14 protein-coding genes are annotated in these 16213 nt (G+C 64.1%); 6 read left to right on the forward strand and 8 right to left on the reverse strand.

All coding sequences use genetic code 11. The annotated features are described in order from the left end of the window. Positions 1 to 25 precede the first annotated feature (25 nt). Entirely contained in the window at positions 26 to 1159 is a 1134-nt protein-coding gene (locus AC1MDG_RS16520; RefSeq protein WP_479805243.1) for an LCP family protein, read from the forward strand. A 74-nt stretch (positions 1160 to 1233) separates the two neighbouring features. Here the strand turns inward: AC1MDG_RS16520 and AC1MDG_RS16525 are convergent, their stop codons facing one another. From AC1MDG_RS16525 to AC1MDG_RS16535, 3 genes are all read right to left on the reverse strand, one after another. Then, a complete protein-coding gene (locus tag AC1MDG_RS16525; RefSeq protein WP_479805245.1) occupies positions 1234 to 3882 on the reverse strand; it encodes a hypothetical protein in 2649 nt (882 codons plus the stop codon). Positions 3883 to 3892: 10 nt separating this feature from the next. Next, positions 3893 to 4387 carry a DcrB-related protein gene (locus AC1MDG_RS16530; RefSeq protein WP_479805247.1) on the reverse strand — a complete coding sequence of 165 codons (495 nt, stop codon included), beginning with the start codon at positions 4385 to 4387 and terminating at the stop codon, positions 3893 to 3895. Positions 4388 to 4492: 105 nt separating this feature from the next. After that, a complete protein-coding gene (locus AC1MDG_RS16535) occupies positions 4493 to 5680 on the reverse strand; it encodes a glycoside hydrolase family 26 protein (protein WP_479805248.1) in 1188 nt (395 codons plus the stop codon). Between the two features lie 97 nt (positions 5681 to 5777). Here AC1MDG_RS16535 and AC1MDG_RS16540 point away from each other — a divergent pair, with 97 nt between their 5' ends. Next, the gene (locus AC1MDG_RS16540) at positions 5778 to 6194 is read left to right on the forward strand and encodes a DUF6855 family protein (RefSeq protein WP_479805250.1); all 417 of its coding nucleotides are present in this window, start codon (positions 5778 to 5780) and stop codon (positions 6192 to 6194) included. A 32-nt stretch (positions 6195 to 6226) separates the two neighbouring features. On the opposite strand, the gene AC1MDG_RS16545 is transcribed toward AC1MDG_RS16540, so the two are convergent. Continuing rightward, positions 6227 to 6571 (reverse strand): hypothetical protein, encoded by a 345-nt coding sequence (locus AC1MDG_RS16545; RefSeq protein WP_479805252.1) that lies wholly within the window; start codon positions 6569 to 6571, stop codon positions 6227 to 6229. 162 nt (positions 6572 to 6733) lie between these two features. On the opposite strand from AC1MDG_RS16545, the gene AC1MDG_RS16550 reads away from it, so the two are divergent. Then, positions 6734 to 7741, forward strand: a complete 1008-nt coding sequence (locus AC1MDG_RS16550; protein ID WP_479805254.1) for an arsenic resistance protein — start codon at positions 6734 to 6736, stop codon at positions 7739 to 7741. On the opposite strand, the gene AC1MDG_RS16555 is transcribed toward AC1MDG_RS16550, so the two are convergent. The 3 genes from AC1MDG_RS16555 to AC1MDG_RS16565 form a co-directional block, all read right to left on the reverse strand. Next, positions 7722 to 8840: a cation diffusion facilitator family transporter gene (locus AC1MDG_RS16555; protein ID WP_479805256.1), complete on the reverse strand. Its 1119-nt coding sequence runs from the start codon at positions 8838 to 8840 to the stop codon at positions 7722 to 7724. The genes AC1MDG_RS16550 and AC1MDG_RS16555 overlap by 20 nt on opposite strands. Then, the gene (locus AC1MDG_RS16560) at positions 8837 to 9214 is read right to left on the reverse strand and encodes an ArsR/SmtB family transcription factor (protein WP_479805258.1); all 378 of its coding nucleotides are present in this window, start codon (positions 9212 to 9214) and stop codon (positions 8837 to 8839) included. The genes AC1MDG_RS16555 and AC1MDG_RS16560 overlap by 4 nt, the downstream gene beginning before the upstream one ends. 100 nt (positions 9215 to 9314) lie before the next feature. Beyond that, the gene (locus AC1MDG_RS16565; RefSeq protein WP_479805260.1) at positions 9315 to 10835 is read right to left on the reverse strand and encodes a SulP family inorganic anion transporter; all 1521 of its coding nucleotides are present in this window, start codon (positions 10833 to 10835) and stop codon (positions 9315 to 9317) included. Positions 10836 to 11024: 189 nt separating this feature from the next. Here AC1MDG_RS16565 and AC1MDG_RS16570 point away from each other — a divergent pair, with 189 nt between their 5' ends. Next, a complete protein-coding gene (locus tag AC1MDG_RS16570; RefSeq protein WP_479805261.1) occupies positions 11025 to 11408 on the forward strand; it encodes a MerR family transcriptional regulator in 384 nt (127 codons plus the stop codon). A gap of 315 nt (positions 11409 to 11723) precedes the next feature. Then, positions 11724 to 13943, forward strand: a complete 2220-nt coding sequence (locus tag AC1MDG_RS16575) for a S9 family peptidase (protein ID WP_479805263.1) — start codon at positions 11724 to 11726, stop codon at positions 13941 to 13943. Between the two features lie 140 nt (positions 13944 to 14083). On the opposite strand, the gene AC1MDG_RS16580 is transcribed toward AC1MDG_RS16575, so the two are convergent. After that, the gene (locus tag AC1MDG_RS16580; RefSeq protein ID WP_479805264.1) at positions 14084 to 15268 is read right to left on the reverse strand and encodes a metallophosphoesterase family protein; all 1185 of its coding nucleotides are present in this window, start codon (positions 15266 to 15268) and stop codon (positions 14084 to 14086) included. Between the two features lie 231 nt (positions 15269 to 15499). On the opposite strand from AC1MDG_RS16580, the gene AC1MDG_RS16585 reads away from it, so the two are divergent. Further along, positions 15500 to 16189, forward strand: coding sequence for a peptidoglycan-binding protein (locus AC1MDG_RS16585; RefSeq protein WP_479809122.1), 690 nt, complete (start codon positions 15500 to 15502; stop codon positions 16187 to 16189). Positions 16190 to 16213 lie beyond the last annotated feature (24 nt).

Here is a 16213-nt window from a genome sequence, read left to right on the forward strand (position 1 = left end):
GCTTCAGCGGTGGTACGGTCCGGTTATGGACAACCAGTCTGATCCGGAAGGAGCGGCTGAAGGCAAGCCGCCGCAGGGAAACTTTGCATGGCTTCCCGTCTGGCTGCGCCGGCAGCCCACGTGGCTCAAAGCAGTCCTTGCCATGGTTTTGGTGATCGCCCTGGGCAGCACCGCCTACGCCTTCTCGCAGGTGGGACGCGGCGGGCAGCCAACCCCCACCGCAAGCGGAGGCACGACGGCGGAAGGCGCCACCGCGGTGCCGTCACCAACCACTGCGGCCCCCTCCCCCACGCCGACTCCGACCCCTACTCCGGAACCGCCGCCCGTTGCCATGAACGTGCTCATCATGGGCAGCGACAGCCGAGGAGACTTCCGCGCCGAAGAAGCCCAGGCTGCGGCTGGGACACAGGCCGACCAGCGCGCCGACGTCCTCATGCTGGTCCATATTCCGGCCGACCGGCAGAAGATCTACGGCATCTCGATCCTCCGCGACACGTGGGCGGACATCCCGGGCTACGGGCAGGCCAAAATCAATGCCGGACTGGAGCTGGGCGGCGTTCCACTCATGACCCGGACCGTGGAAACGCTCTTCAATACCCACATCGACCACACCGTGCTGGTGGACTTCAAAGGCCTCTGGGACGCCGCCGACGCACTGGGCGGCGTGGATGTGAACGTCACCGTACCTTTCACCTCCAGCACCGATTCCGGCCACTACTTCCCGCCAGGCGTCAACCACATCGGCGGCGCGGAGGCACTGCAGTTCGTCCGCGAGCGCTACGCCTTTGCGGACGGTGACTTCCAGCGCGTGCGCAACCAGCAGACGTTCCTCAAAGCGTTCATCGGCAAGTTCATGAGCGCCGGCACCCTTACCAACCCCACCACGGTGCTGGGTGTAGTGGGCGCCGTCCTCCCCCACGTCCTGGTGGACCCAGGCTTCACCCCGGAGGCGCTGGTGCGTCTGGGCTTCAGCCTCCGCGACGTGGGGCCGGAGGACGCCTACTTCTTCCGGCTTCCCGACGCCGGATTCGGTACCAGCACCACCGGCCAGTCGATCGTCCTCCAGAACCCCGCCGCGGTGGCCGCCGTCTCCGCCGCACTGGCTAACGGCACGCTGGCGGACTACGTGGCCGCCAACGGCTTCCAGGGCGGCAACTAGGAACTCACGAAGCCGAGGCGCACTGCTGGTGGTGGGTGCGGGAGACGTACCCGCGGCCATGGGCCTGCATGCCGTTACCGCCGCGGCCTGTGTCCTGCCCGTCTAACCTCTTCAGCTCCGGCTTTGGCGTTTGCTCCGGCTTTGGCGGACGGGTCACGTGTGTCAACGCGAGCACCCGCAAAAGCATCTGCTGCAGGATCTGCCGCAGGATCTTCGAAGGACCGGGATTCCTTCCGAGGCACAATCTCCGGTGGTGCTGTTGGGGCCAAAGAGTCACGCAGCCAGGACTGGGCACTTATCAGTCCGTTTGCCACGAGCGCACTGTCAATTTCAATCGCGTGCTCGGGGGCCGCTCTCTCCAGCCCCAGGCCTCCGGGGAGGTTGAGCTTTTGGGCATGTGGCCAGACAACGGCTAAACCCGCCAGCGCAAACAAAAGAACGCGCGCCTCCGGTCCAAGACTGTCAAAGGCTGGCAGAGCTGTATCGGCAAAGATCAAAGCCGGAATCGCTACCAACCCGAGTACCGGCAAGCCTCGCTTAGACAGCCGCCGGCGGAGGCGTTCCCTCTGCGGCCGTCGCAGAATGTGCGCCAGCCGCTTTGCTTCCTCACGATCGAATTCCGCAAGACTAGCAGTGAGCGTCTTTCCATCACTTAGGAGCCGCCGGTCTCTGGGCAGCCCGGACTTAGTCATGACCATTACGGCTTGCATGGCTGCATGGGCACCTTTACGCGACGCATGTTCCACTGCATCCCTACTCAACGGATCAGAGCCCAGCCGCGACGTAAAGGCCTTAGAGGACAAGGCGGCGACAAGCTCCTTGTCGAGCCGGAGTGCTGTGGCGTAATGCCGGGCAGCGTAGATGCAGTCTTGGAACTTTCGATTATGGTTGGCACGCGCCGGGTCCTCGTGGTGACGGATCGGGGCGTTGGAGTCGCGGAGCGAGTACTGCGGGTCAGGCTTCGCCGAGGAGGCGGCGTTTTCGAGGCACTCTGCCAGCAAGAGGTGCGCTAGGACATGCTCAGGGGCAAACCTTACTAGCGCCTCTGCTTCGCGCAACGCCAGCGTGAACTCTCCCGCCATTAGAGCGGCCTCGATGTACATGCACCGAACCCTCAGGTCGTGAGGGCGCTGAGACCGAAGACGGCTGCAGAAACCGAAAGCCCCGATCTTGTCACGAAGGCCCAGCGCCGCCTGCGCCTGCATAGCCAGAACCCGCCAACTCTGGCTGTGCTCCTCACCCACCAGTAGCTTCCGGGCCAGCCCGTAGTCGTGGGCAAGAAGTGCTACATAAGCCCGCTTGTGCGCCAATAGACCGTCAGCTGGCTTTTCCTTCAACGAGGCCAGCGCATCGTGGAGAGCGTTCTCCGTCACCTTGCAATAACCAACCACGTGGGTAGACAACCACGATAGAGTCTCCAGGCGGGTCGTCTCAATCGTCATTCCTTCAGGAGTGTCCCATCCGCTGGGTTGGCGCAACTTCTCCATTTCGGCCAGAATATCCTTGGCGTTTTGCACATCGAGCTGACACTTAAGGCCGAGCAATGCCACGCGAGTTGTCACCGGCAGTTCCTGATTACCCCATTTCTCGCACACTTCGCTTGCGTCACTCCAGTGGCCTCCAAAATCACCGCCGTCGTACTTGATCAAGGCATGGACGAGCGTTGCCGAAATTGCTGCCGCCTCCTTTTTGGACTCGTCGATGGTGTCCCGCTGCGACGGTCCAGCATCGGACGAAGCCTGCTCCGAATCGCCGGCGCCGGCACCATGCACTTCTAGTTTTCCGTTTTCCCTGCCCGGCAGTTTCAAACAGCTCAGAATGCCGATGGCTTCCTCAAATTGACCAACCTCAAAAAGGGATTGCGCCAGGTTCAGTTCCAAAGACCCGTCCCTGGGTGCCTGTGCCGGAGGTAGCTCCTCTCCAACCAGCTCCCGTAGCAGGGGAACAGCACGTTCGTGGTTGTCCGAGGCCACTGCAATCAGTGCACGCCAGTACTTCGATTCCCATACGAGGTCCGGAGCTACCGGACCGTCCGCGTTTTCGAATTGCTGGCAGCGGTCAAGAAACTCCAGGGCTTCGCTGAATTGCCCATGACGTACGGCAAGTCTCACTGCCTCGACACAGGTTCGCTGACTGCCTACCTTTGTGAGCGCTCGTAGAACCTCCCCAGCGAGCGGCGTCCACGCTCCGGACGCCTCTAGGAGAATTTGAACAACGGTTATGAGGTCTTCCGAAGCCGCCGGGGTCAGGTCTTCACGGTTGTAGAGCTCGATCAGCACCCTGGCAGAGGCATCGAGGTTGTCACAGACAGCAAGGCACCAGGATGCTTTTGCGCGACCCTCAATGTTTCCGTCGGCGCTAGCAAGGAACAACTGGGCTACGTCCGCTGCCTGTCTCTTACGTTGAGGATCCGCACTTAGGAGACGCCTCATCCACTCCAGATAATCTCCTGGGCGCATGGCTCCCGCTTTGTCAGCTCGACGAAACAAACCATGGGCTTGGTCCACGTGCTCGTCATCAGTCAGATGTGCCAATTGCCGAACAGCCGTGCCGTTGTGGGGACTACGGGCGGCAACGAAGCGCCAGAGTTCCGCCGCGAGACCCGGGGCGCCCGCAGCGGCCCACCCGTCCGCGGACTGCAGCAGCTGCTCATCCGTGGCAGCTTGGCAGCCTTCCATGTCTTTCGGGTTTATTAGCCTCGGACGCTGGCTGGTCTGCGTCATGACATAGCCCCTACGTAGTCTCCGGAGTCCGTTTCTGAAGAAGTACGGCCTTCTGCTGGTCGACAGTGATGGTGCTCAGCAGGGCAGCGAAGTCGGCACGGTACCTCTCGTATTCAGTAACCGGCGAAGTAGCCGTCGCCGTATAACCCCGACCGCAGACCACACCATATATTTGGGTCTGCCTCACCGGCTGGCCATCCTGCGGCACCCAGACAAATTCGCGGATCCAACCGTGGCCGTCGAGACCCTCAATGACGAAGGGCTCAAAGATCTTCTCTGAGTAGCCCGGAAACTCGCTTTTGAGGATTTCCCCCTGGACCTCTGCATAAGAGTCAGAATCAAAGCTGTCCGCCAGAGGTTCACTCGACATGATGAGGTTCGCCTGCCCGTCCGGCGCGAGCAGCGTGTACGACTCCTTGTAATACCAGGTCAGGGGAAGTTCGATGCTTAGAAGCGACACGGAACGGCTATCGACGTCGAATTCATCCTTGATGTCATCATTCATACTGATCCCCCAAACGAGGAGTGAAGGTAGGCAAAGTATAGGGACCGCCACATCCTGCGTCTATAACAGGCAACTATCGTTTCGCCCTGCCTGGCGCAAATCCGCCTACGACCCCGGCGCGCAGTGCGGCGTATCGTCGGCAAACAGGAACCAGTCCGGCAGTTCAGCGATAAACGCGTCCCGAACTGCGGGGGTTCCGGCCGCCCGCCAGTCAACCGTTGCTTTCACTTCAACTTCGGTCTTGTTCCACTCAAACCAGTTGATCATCTTCAGCTCGGGGTAGTCCTTCTGCAGCCGGGGATCAAAGAGCTGCCCCCACCATGCCCGCTTGATGTCCAGTTCGGCCGCCCCGCCCCCGCCCTCGACAACCAGCGCCGCCGTTTCCGGGATGGCGACCGGCTTCCCGCGGACAGCCCCGTAGTCGGCGTAGAAGTCGGGGACGGCACTGTCGTCCCCGCCGGCGCCGTTGTAGGTTCCGGTCAGCTGCTGGATGAACTTCCCAGCCTCCGGGAGCACGTTCGCGCCCCACGGATACGTGCTTCCCCAGTGGTACAGGGACATGCCCACCCAGTCCACGGCGTCGTCCCCGGGGTAGTACGGGGCGTAAGGATCGTCCGCACCGGTGACGGTGCCGTCGTGATCGGTGTCCAGCTCGACGGCGGCCGCACTTCCCGCCGCGGCCTGGTGCTGGCCGCCGACGAATGGATATCCGCCACCGTAGTTGGGTGCCCACATGGTGGCGCTGCCCGGGGCCGCGCGGTGGATGGACTCCGCCACGCGGCGGAACGCCGCCTTGTACTCGGCGGGCTGCTGGCCCCATTCGTACCAGGAGCCGTTCATCTCGTGGGCAAACCGCACGATCACCGGGACACCGGCCTTGTTGTAGCCGTTGAGCGTCTCGGCGAGCTGGTCGGTAGCCTCCTGGGTCACCGCCGCCAGCCCCTGCCGCGGCTCCAGCGTGAGCAGCAGCGTTCCGCCGTCGAGCTTTACCTGTTCGTAGGCGGCTTCCAGGTTGGTCTTATCGGCTTCGGCAAGCGGGAACTGCACAAAGTTAACCACGACGGCGGGCCGGCGGCCCAGGCTGGCGCTGTACTGTTCCAGCGTCTGGTTGGCCCAGTCCAGGTTCACTCCCGTGAGGATGCCCGACGCCGGAGCCAGGGATCCGCCGTCGCTCATCACACACGCGGGACTGCTGGCGGGCGCCGGATCCTGGGCCGGCTGCCCGGCGCAGGCAGACAGCGCCGCCATTCCCAGCATTGCAACGGCAGCGGCCCAGGCGCGTTTCCCATTCACTGGACTAATCTAACAACCCCGCCCCGGGCTGCTATCCAACCCGCCGGAGTAGGCTGAACCCGGAATCGTCAGACAACGCGCGGAGGCGGAACACACCATGGAGCAAGGCACGAAGGAACACCCCTGGACCCTGGTGACTGCCCCCGGCTCGTCGGAGTACACCATGTACCGCGACGAAGCCTTGGACCCGCCGTCCCTGGTCTGCCAGGTGGGATCCACCACGCTCAAGTACCAGCTGCAGGCGATTGAGGACCTACACAGCTGGCTTCTAGAGCAAGGTGACTGGGTTCCGCTAGGGGCGGCGGACGAAAACAAACCCGCCGCAGAGGGAACGGTTGAAGCGTGGGGCCGCGATCCCGCCAACCCGGTGGGCGGCTGGTACGGGTTGCGCAAGGGTTACCGCGGCCGGTTCGGAATGTACCTGCCTCCGCTGCTCGAAGCGCTGGGCCTGGCCGAACTGACGCACGAGAAGCGCAACAACAGCATCCGCGCTGTCGCCGCGCCGCCCGCTTAGGCGGCAAGGCCGCCGTCGTAATCTCCCGATATTTAGGCGGCGAGCCTCAAAGCGCTGTTCCGCATCCTGATTCCCGCCTCCGCAACCGAGGGCGCGGAGGCCAGGACGCTGATGTTGCATTCCGCCTGGAGCGGGTCAATGGACGCCGGCAGGTGGTGCGATTCCGAACATGCCTGCAGCTGCTCCATTGCAGCCGGCTCAACACGTGCGTGGCTCACATCCACCACCAGGCGGAGTCCTTCCTTCAAATGATTTGCCCTCTTCACAACCACATAAAGAGCCTGGAGGCTTTTCGCCGTCACGTGACCCTGGGCCGCTACTTCTGCCTGTCCGCAATCGAGATCGAGCCGTACTAAAACCTTGAGTTTGTCGTTCAAGTGTTTCCCCTATTCCTGCATGGCCGCGACGCTGCGACCTCCATCAGCCTAGGGAGCGAATGTGACCTACGCAACACTGAGCGTCACATGTGGACCGAGTGACGTTATGAACGGCGCGGGTCGTTGAACCCGGGTCCGGGGTGAGGTATTGGTTCGCCTACGATGGACCCGGTGACGATCGAGACGTTTGTGGCATGGATGGAACGCGGCCAGATCGGCCTGTATCGTGCCGCGATTGTTGCCGGCGGCACGGCGGGTTTCCTGGCGCCGGGGACAGCCCGCGCACTGGAGCTGGCCATCAATCCCGTGCTGGGGCTGCTGCTCTACGCCACGTTCCTGGGCATTCCGTTCGCTGCGCTGGGCCGGGCAGTGCGCGACGCACAGTTCATGGCGACGGTGCTGACGCTCAACTTCGCCGTGGCGCCCTTCGTGGTGTTCGGCCTGAGCCGGTTCGTTGCCGGCGACCAGGCACTCCTGGTGGGCGTGCTGCTGGTGCTGCTCACGCCGTGCATCGACTACGTGATTGTATTCTGCGGCCTGGCCGGCGGGGCCAGCGACCGGCTCCTCGCCGCGTCGCCGGTCCTGATGCTCGCCCAGATGCTCCTGCTGCCGGTATACCTATTGCTGTTCGTGGGGCCGGAGCTGGTGTCCGCGTTCGACCCGGCGCCGTTCGTGCAGGCACTGGTGGGGCTCATCATCGTTCCGCTGGCCCTGGCTGCGGGGACGCAGCGGCTTGCTCGGGGATCGGTGGCGGGACGGCGGTTCCTTACGGGGCGGTGGATCATGTCGGCCATGCAGACCCTGATGGTGCCGCTCATGATGGCAACCCTCGCCGTGGCGGTGGGTTCGCAGATCGGTGGCGTACGCCAGGAACTCGGGTCGCTGGTGGCCGTGATTCCGCTATACGCCGCGTTCCTGCTGGTGATGGTTCCGTTAGGCCTGCTCGCGGGCAAGGCGGCCCGCCTGGACGGCCCCTCAACCCTGGCCGTCGTGTTCAGCGGCGCCACGCGCAATTCGCTGGTGGTGCTTCCGCTGGCTTTGGCGCTTCCGGAACCGCTGGCCCTCGCCGCACTGGTTGTGGTCACGCAGACCCTGGTGGAACTCGTGGGCATGGTGGCCTGCGTGCGCTTCCTGCCGCGGTTTGTGCCTGCTACGAAAACCGCGGCGTGACCGTTACCGATCCGATGTTGGGCAAGGCATGGCGCACAGCATGATCAAGGCTGCTGGTGAGGTTCGCCAGCTCGTCCAGATCCCCGGCCGGGGTGAGCGGCACACTTATTTCAACGTGTAGCCGATGCCCGGACCAGCGCAGGCGCGACGTGGTTCCCGCAGGAGCCGAGTCTTCCGTCAGTGCGCTGAGGGTGTCGGTGAGCTTGGGGTCGACGCCGTCCATCAGGCGGCGGCCCACATCCCTAACGGTGCCCCAGAGGAGCACAGCGATGGCCACGGAGATCAGCAGCCCCACGATCGGATCGGCCAAGGGGAATCCAAGCCAGATTCCGACGACCCCGGCAACGACAGCCAGGGACGTGAACCCGTCGGTCCGCGCGTGGATGCCGTCAGCTACCAGCGCAGCGGAACCGATCCTCCGGCCCACCCGGATGCGGTAAATGGCGACGAGTTCATTTCCGGCGAAACCCACCAGACCGGCAGCCAGCACCCACCCCAGGTTGTGGACAGGCTGGGGTTCAAAGAAACGGCGGACGGATTCGACGGCGGCAACCACCGCGGAGAGCGCGATCATGGCCACGATGAAGAGGCCCGCCAGGTCCTCGGCGCGGCCGAAGCCGTGCGTGTAGGTACGGGTGCCCGGGCGGCGCCCGAGCAGGAAGGCGATCCACAGCGGCACAGCCGTCAGCGCGTCGGAGAAGTTATGGACGGTATCCGCCAGCAGCGCCACCGACCCGCTGACCAGGACGATAATCAGCTGGAAAATCGACGTGGCGCCAAGGCCCAGCAGGGAAACCTTCACGGCGCGGATGCCCTGGGCGCTGGTTTCCAGTGCCGTGTCGATCGAATCGGCGGAGTCGTGCGAGTGCGGAACAAACAGCTCGTGCAGCCACCCCTTCAGGCCGGTGGGGTGGTCGTGGTCATGGGCGTGGTCGCCGTGGGCGTGGGTATGGGCGCCGTGGTCGCCGTCGTGGTCGTGCTCGCCGTCGTGCTCGTGGTCGTGGTCGTGGTCGTGGTCGTGACCATGCTCGCCGTCGGGCGTGTGCGTGTGCGTGTGCGAACCGACGTCACGGCCGGCCGGCGGGATAGGGCGGCTCATGACGCGGCCTCTACGCTGGTTCCGTGCGGCGCAAGTCCGTGGTGGGGCGCAGTGCCGAGTGCGTGCTCTGCCTGGTGGATGGCGTCGGCCACGAGCTCCCACGCGTGGCCGTCCTGAAGCCGATAGTAGACCTTGGTGCCTTCCTGGCGGGTGGCCACCATCCTGGCGAGCCGCATCTTGGCGAGATGCTGGGAGACGGCGGCTGCGGACTTCCCGGCCTTCTCCGCGAGGGCGTTGACCGGAAGCTCTCCATTGCGAAGCGCCAGAATCAGCCTGACCCGGGTTGCGTCCGCCAACATGGCGAAGACCTCCACGGCGAGCTCCACGTACTGGCTGTCGGGGCCCAGGGTGTAAGCACTATTATCTGCATTCATACGCAGATACTTTCATAGCCGCTGCACGACTTCAAGCTGTTGAGCTAAGGGCCGGCGGCGCCTGCGCGGCACCCCATGGATGGTCGCGGGGGTACCGTGCTTAGTGGCCACCGAGTTTCCCGCCAAGGCGCTCACGCATGAGGGTGCTGGCGTCGTTGAGGCCGACGATCTGCACGTCCTTGCCGTGGTGGTGATATTTCTCGGTAATGGCGTCCAGTGCTGCGATGGTGGACGCATCCCACAGGTGGCTGGCGTGCATGTCGATGACCACGCGCTCGGGATCCAAGGCGTATTCAAACTGCGTGTAGAGGTCGTTCGAGGAGGCGAAGAACAGCTCCCCGTCCACCACGTAGGTGGCGGTTTCATGGCCGCCTACAGTGCCGACGCTCCGTTCAACGGTAACGAAGTGCGCCACGCGGCGGGCGAACAGCACCATCGCCACGAGCACGCCGACTCCCACGCCGATAGCCAGGTTGTGCGTTGTGACCGTGCCGATGACAGTGGCCACCATCACCATGGTTTCGCTCTTGGGCATCATCTTCAGCGTCCGGGGGTGGATGCTGTGCCAGTCGAAGGTGGCCCAGGAAACGAAGATCATCACGGCCACCAGCGCGGCCATCGGGATCAGCGAGACAATGTCACCCAGCACCACCACGAGGATCAGCAGGAAGACGCCGGCCAGGAAGGTGGAGATCCGCGTGCGGGCACCGGAGGCCTTGACGTTGATCATGGTCTGCCCGATCATGGCGCAGCCGCCCATGCCGCCGAAGAAGCCGGTGACAACGTTGGCCACACCCTGCCCCCAGGCTTCACGGGACTTGTGGGAGCGGGTGTCGGTGACGTCATCCACCAGCTTGGCAGTCATGAGGGATTCGAGCAGCCCGACGAAGGCCATGGCCAGCGCGAACGGGAAAATGGTCTGCAGCGTCTCAAGGCTCATCGGTACGTTCGGGATGAACAGTGTGGGCAGCGAATCGGGCAACTCGCCCTTGTCACCCACGGTGGGAACGACGACGGCGGCCAGGACCGTAATGAGGGTCAGGACCACGATGGCCACCAGCGGTGCAGGGACGGCCCTGGTCAGCTTCGGCAGGCCGAAAACGATCACCAGGCCAAGAACGACGAGAGGGTAGACCAGCCATGGGACACCGAGCAGCTCGGGGACCTGGGACATGAAGATCAGGATGGCCAGGGCGTTGACGAAGCCCACCATCACCGAGCGCGGGATGAACCGCATGAGCTTGGCGACCCCTGAGAGACCCAGGACGATTTGGAAGACGCCGGCCAGGATCACCGCGGCGACGAAGTAGTCCACCCCGTGGGACTTCACCAGCGGCGCAATCACCAAGGCAATCGCACCGGTGGCGGCGGAGATCATGGCCGGGCGGCCGCCCACAAAGGCGATCGTGACGGCCATGGTGAACGAGGCGAACAGGCCGATCCGCGGGTCCACCCCGGCGATGATCGAGAACGCGATCGCCTCCGGAATGAGTGCCAGCGCAACCACCAAGCCGGCGAGGACCTCGGTCTTGAGCCGGCGCGGCGACATCAGGGTGCCGCGGACCGATTGCAGCTGTTCAGGAGTGAAGGCCGGGGCATCCCCGGCAGTTTTTACGGCCATTGCTGGCTCCGTTCGTAGTCAAGAAGGCACAGGGCAGCGCCTTCGTTGTGCAAATGAATGAGGGGCGCAGCGTTGCGCGGTGAGTGGCGGCGGAGGAAAGGGTCCTACCCTTGAAGGTCACACCGCTCATTTCAAACTCTACCCTAACGTGAGGGTAGAGTTAATCCGACGACAGGACGGAGGTCTCTGATGACAGCGCGCACCAGCACCATGCACATCGGTGAACTGGCAGAAAGGACGGGGCTGTCCCTGCGGACCATCCGCCACTACGACGACGTGGGGCTGCTGCCGGCAACGTCCCGAACGGACGGCGGTTTCCGCGTGTACTCCGAAGACGACTTTGAGCGCCTCACCGTCATCAAGCAGATGAAACCCCTGGGGTTCTCGCTCGAGGAGATGGCTGAGATCCTGGACATCCTGGCATCACAGGACGCCGCCGAGGCTAACGACGGAAAGGCCAGCAGCGCGGCCAAGCTGACGGAGATCCTGGAGAAAGCCGTCCATCAGAGGACGAAGATGGCGCGCAACCTGGCGCAGGCGGATGAGTTTATCCAGAGGCTCCGCGGACTCTGAGCTAAGGGCCGGCGGCGCCTGGGGAAGCCTCGGTCTCAGAAGGCTTGTCACCGCCGGCCCAGCTCAACGTGATCCGGATCGTTGTCCGGGCCAGTTATCGGACTGGCGGGAGTTCCCAGGGGGACCAGGTCCTCCGCCGACCGACTCCTCAAGACTATTTACCGCCCACATCCTGTGCGTGAGTGGCCACTACTTGTCTTTAAGTTGCTCAAGTAACGCGCTGTGCAGGGCGCTACGCAGGGCTAAAGCGGACCACTCTATCCCCCGGTAGCGAACGCGTGTGCCTGCGGCGGAATAGCTTTATATATTGAGTCAATGACCCAGACTCCAGTGCAGCACCCAGCCGACAACACCCCTGCGGCCGCCGCCCCCGTAGCCAGGAAGGTCCCGTTCGAACGGACCCACCACGGCGACACCTTCGTGGACAACTACGAATGGCTGCGGGCCAAGGACTCCGCGGACGTGGTGGAGCACCTCAAGGCGGAGAACGCCTACCAGGAAGCGGTCACTGCCCACCAGGAACCGCTCCGCGAAGCCATCTTCCAGGAAATCAAGGGACGCACCCAGGAGACGGACCTGTCCGTACCGAACCGCAAGGACGGCTGGTGGTACTACACCCGTTCCGCGGAGGGCAAGGAATACGGCATCCAGTGCCGCGTCAAGGCGCAGAACACCGGGGACCCGGTGGCCGACTGGACGCCCCCGGCGGTGGAGGCCGGCGTCGAACTTTCCGGTGAAGAAGTCCTGCTGGACTGCAACGTCGAAGCCGAAGGCAAGCCGTTCTTCGCGGTGGGCGGCACGGCCGTGACCGTGGACGGCAACCTCTACGCTTACGCCGTGGACAACGCCGGCGACGAGCGCTTCACCCTGCGCTTTAAGGACCTGCGCACGGGTGAGATGCTGCCGGACGTCATCGAGAACATCTTCTACGGCGTCTCCTTCTCCCCCGACGGCACGCGCCTGTTCTACACCGTGGTGGACGACGCCTGGCGCCCCTACCAGGTGAAGTCCCACGTGCTGGGCACGCCGGTCACCGACGATGAGGTGATTTACCAGGAGGACGACGTCGCCATGTGGCTGGGCTTCGACCTTTCCTCCGACCGCCGCCACCTCGTGCTGAGCATCGGCTGCTCCGAGTACAGCGAGACGCGGCTGCTCCGCTTTGACGATTACGACGCCGGACTCAGCACCGTGATTTCCCGCGACGAACGCGTCCTCTACGAGGCCGAGCCGTTCCTCCTAAATGGCGCCGAAAAGGTCCTGGTGACGCACAACCGGAACGCCATCAACTCCATGGTGTCGGTGGTGGACGCGGCCGAGCTCGCCAAGCCGCTGTCCGAGCAGGAGTGGACCACCGTCGTCGAACATTCCGACCAGGTGCGCGTCAACGGCGCGGGCGTCACCTCCACGCACCTGATCGTGTCCGTCCGCAAGGACACCATTGAACGCGTCCAGGTGCTGCCCCTGGCCGGGCTGGGCACGCCCGCGCAGGGCGAGCCGGTGGAGCCGGCGTTCGACGAGGAGCTGTACACCGCCGGCGTGGCGGGCTCCGACTACGAGGCCCCGGTGATCCGGATGGGCTACACGTCCTACTTCACGCCGTCGCGCGTGTACGACTTTGTGCTCCCCACGCCCGAGCGGCCGGCGGGTGAGCTGCTGCTCCGCAAGGAGAGCCCGGTGCTGGGCGGCTACTCCCCGGCCGACTACGTGGCCACCCGTGAATGGGCGACGGCGGCCGACGGCACCCGCGTTCCCCTTTCGGTGCTGCGGCACGCGTCGGTTTCCCGCGATTCGACGGCGGCCGGCCTGGTGTACGGGTACGGCTCCTACGAGCTGAGCATGGACCCCGGCTTCGGCATCCCGCGGCTGTCGCTGCTGGACCGCGGGATCGTGTTCGTGATCGCGCACATCCGCGGCGGCGGGGAGCTGGGCCGCCACTGGTACGAGGACGGCAAGAAGCTCCACAAGAAGAACACCTTCACGGACTTCATCGCGGCCACGGACTGGCTGGCTTCATCTGGCTGGGTTTCACCTGACCGGATTGCGGCGATGGGCGGATCCGCCGGCGGGCTGCTGATGGGTGCCGTGGCCAACCTCGCGCCTGAAAAGTACGCGGCCATCGTGGCGGCCGTGCCGTTCGTGGACGCGCTCACCACCATCCTGGATCCGGAGCTGCCGCTGTCCGCCCTGGAGTGGGAGGAATGGGGCAACCCGATCACGGACCCCGAGGTGTACGAGTACATGAAGTCCTACACGCCCTACGAGAACGTTGGCCCCCTTCCATATCCGAAGATCGCCGCCGTGACCTCGTTCAACGACACGCGCGTGCTGTACGTGGAGCCGGCCAAGTGGGTGCAGGCCCTGCGTTCTGCGTCCACCGGGGCGCAGCCGATCGTGATGAAGATCGAGATGGACGGCGGCCACGGCGGAGCGTCCGGCCGGTACGTCCAGTGGCGCGAACGGGCCTGGGACTACGCCTTCGTGGCCGACTCCGTGGGCGCGACGGAGCTGCTGCCGGGGGCCGGGGTTAAGTAAGGGGTTGCTGGGCGCGCCGCGGGTTGAGCCTGCCGAAGCCCCGGCGCGCACTCTCGGCGATTTACCGATTTTGGCCGCTATGCCAGGTGCATAGCGGCCATTTTCGTCAAATGGATGAGCGCGAGGGCTCCACCACGGGGTTACTGCTGCGCCGGATTCAGCGGGAGCGGAACGATGGGCTGGTCATTGGCCGTCAGATCGATGCCGAAATCCTTGGCAAAGACGAGCCGTGTGTCCTTGTAGATTCCCGGGTGGTTTTCGTCCAGTTCAAAGACGCGAGCACCCCGCAGACGGTTCCGGTCAGCCCCGGGCAGTCCGTAGGCGCCGAATCCCGTCCCGGGTGCGTAGCCCAGCTGCACTCCGTAGTAGTTGCCCACGTAGGTGTTGACGTGGTCGTGCCCCACGAAGTACCCGAGCACATCCCCGCGTTCCAGGAAGGCGTTGAAGAGGCCGGAGTTGATGGGGCCGGGGCACTCGTCTTCATTCCGTTCCCCGACGATATTGTGCTTCGCGAGTGCCCGGGCGTGATCGGCGTCCGTTCGTGAATCAAGGCTGGAGAACCACATATTGCGGTGCTCATGAAGCGCGATGTGGCCCCACATGAGGGACGGCACTTTCTTGCCGTATTTCTGCTCGGTTGCGATGGACAAATTCCGGTACCAGCTCACCTGGTCCATACGTACCCAGTCCCAGTCCGGGTAGCCCTCGAAGTTCTGGCCGTTGATGGTGTCCGGGGCGTAGCGGCCGGTGTCGATGAGCCACAACCCAAAGGCCGGGGCCTTGGACCGCGAGGACTGCACCAGCAGCTGCGAGTTGGAGGTGCCGGTGAGTTCCGGGGCGGAATCGGCGTTCATGTTGAATTCGTAGCTCTGCAGGAACTGGAGCATTTTGGCCTCGGTCATGCCCGTTCGCTGCACTGAATCTTCGTCGTGGTTGCCGAATGTCACAGCCCACGGGATCTGCCGGGTTTCCATGGGCTGGACTACGTGATTAAGTGCCTGCTTGACCTCAAGTTCGGAGTCGCAGCCGCCGTTGATCACGTCTCCGTTGATCACCACGAAGTCCGGCTTCTCGGCATCCAGGGTGCGGTTCATGAGTTCGATCGTGCGGCGGTCAGTCTGCTCGTCGTCCTGGGTGTCGTTGAACTGGACAACCTTGAACGTGCCGTCCGGGCGGAAGATAAGGCTCGGCTTGGGCGCCTTCGCTCCCGGCGCCGCATGGCTGCCCGCCGCTGCGGCCGCTGTGATTCCCAGTGCCCCAAGCGTTCCGGCAGCAGCCAGTGCTGCCCTCCTGCTGAGCTGGGGCTGGCTGATACTGATGTTCATCGCTACCTCTCGTCGCAGACGCGGCCCCTATTCCGGGCCGCTGTTATGCCCAGACAGTAGGAGGGAGAAGTATCCCGCCCTGAAACAGGCGGTGAATTGCCGGTGCGTACCCAAAAGATGATCATCATGCTTACTATTGACTGGCATTAGGCACATCGGTGTAGAAACTGCTCACTGGGGGCAGCAGAAACCGTGCCGGAACTGGAGCTATTCGTGAGCACTGAACAGGGTTTGACCCCGCTTTCCGACGAAGAACTGATGGCACAGGGCGGCACCGCGCTTCCGGACAAGGAAGTGGCCTCCGTCCTGGACCTGAACGCCGACCTGGACCTGGGCATCAACGCCGCAGCACCCATCGACCTCGCCGTGGCAGCCAACGCCAACGTGGCGGCCCCGATCGACGCGGCAGCCTCAGCAAACATCCTCTCCTACGGGTCCGAGTCTCAGGCCCTGGCGGACCAGGGCGTGATCATCGATCAAGGGATCACCGCTGACGCCACGGCAGACTCCACCCAGGACAGCACCATTGACCAGGCACCCGAAACCACTGGCACCGATTCCACCGATGCCGGCGCTACTGACGGAACCACTACTGATGGAACCACCGACGGCGGCCTGCTGCCCGAGGGCTCAACGTCCGACGTCGGCGCCTTGCCGGTGGATCCCTCCACAGCCCTGGACGGGGACCTCCTGAACGTCAACGTGGACCTGGCCGCTGACGCAGACATTGCGGCTCCGATCAACGGCGCGGTTGCAGCCAACGCCAACGTGGCCGCACCGATCGACGCGGCCGTGGCCGCCAACATCGGTTCCATCGACAGCGACGCGTTCGCCGTGGCCCAGCAGGATGCCATCATCAGCCAGCACATCGACGGTGAAGCCACAGCTACCGCTGACCAGCAGTCCGATCTCCGCCAGTAACGCCCGGAATCCGACGTCAATGAT

This window comes from Arthrobacter sp. AIWTK1 (assembly GCF_056680535.1).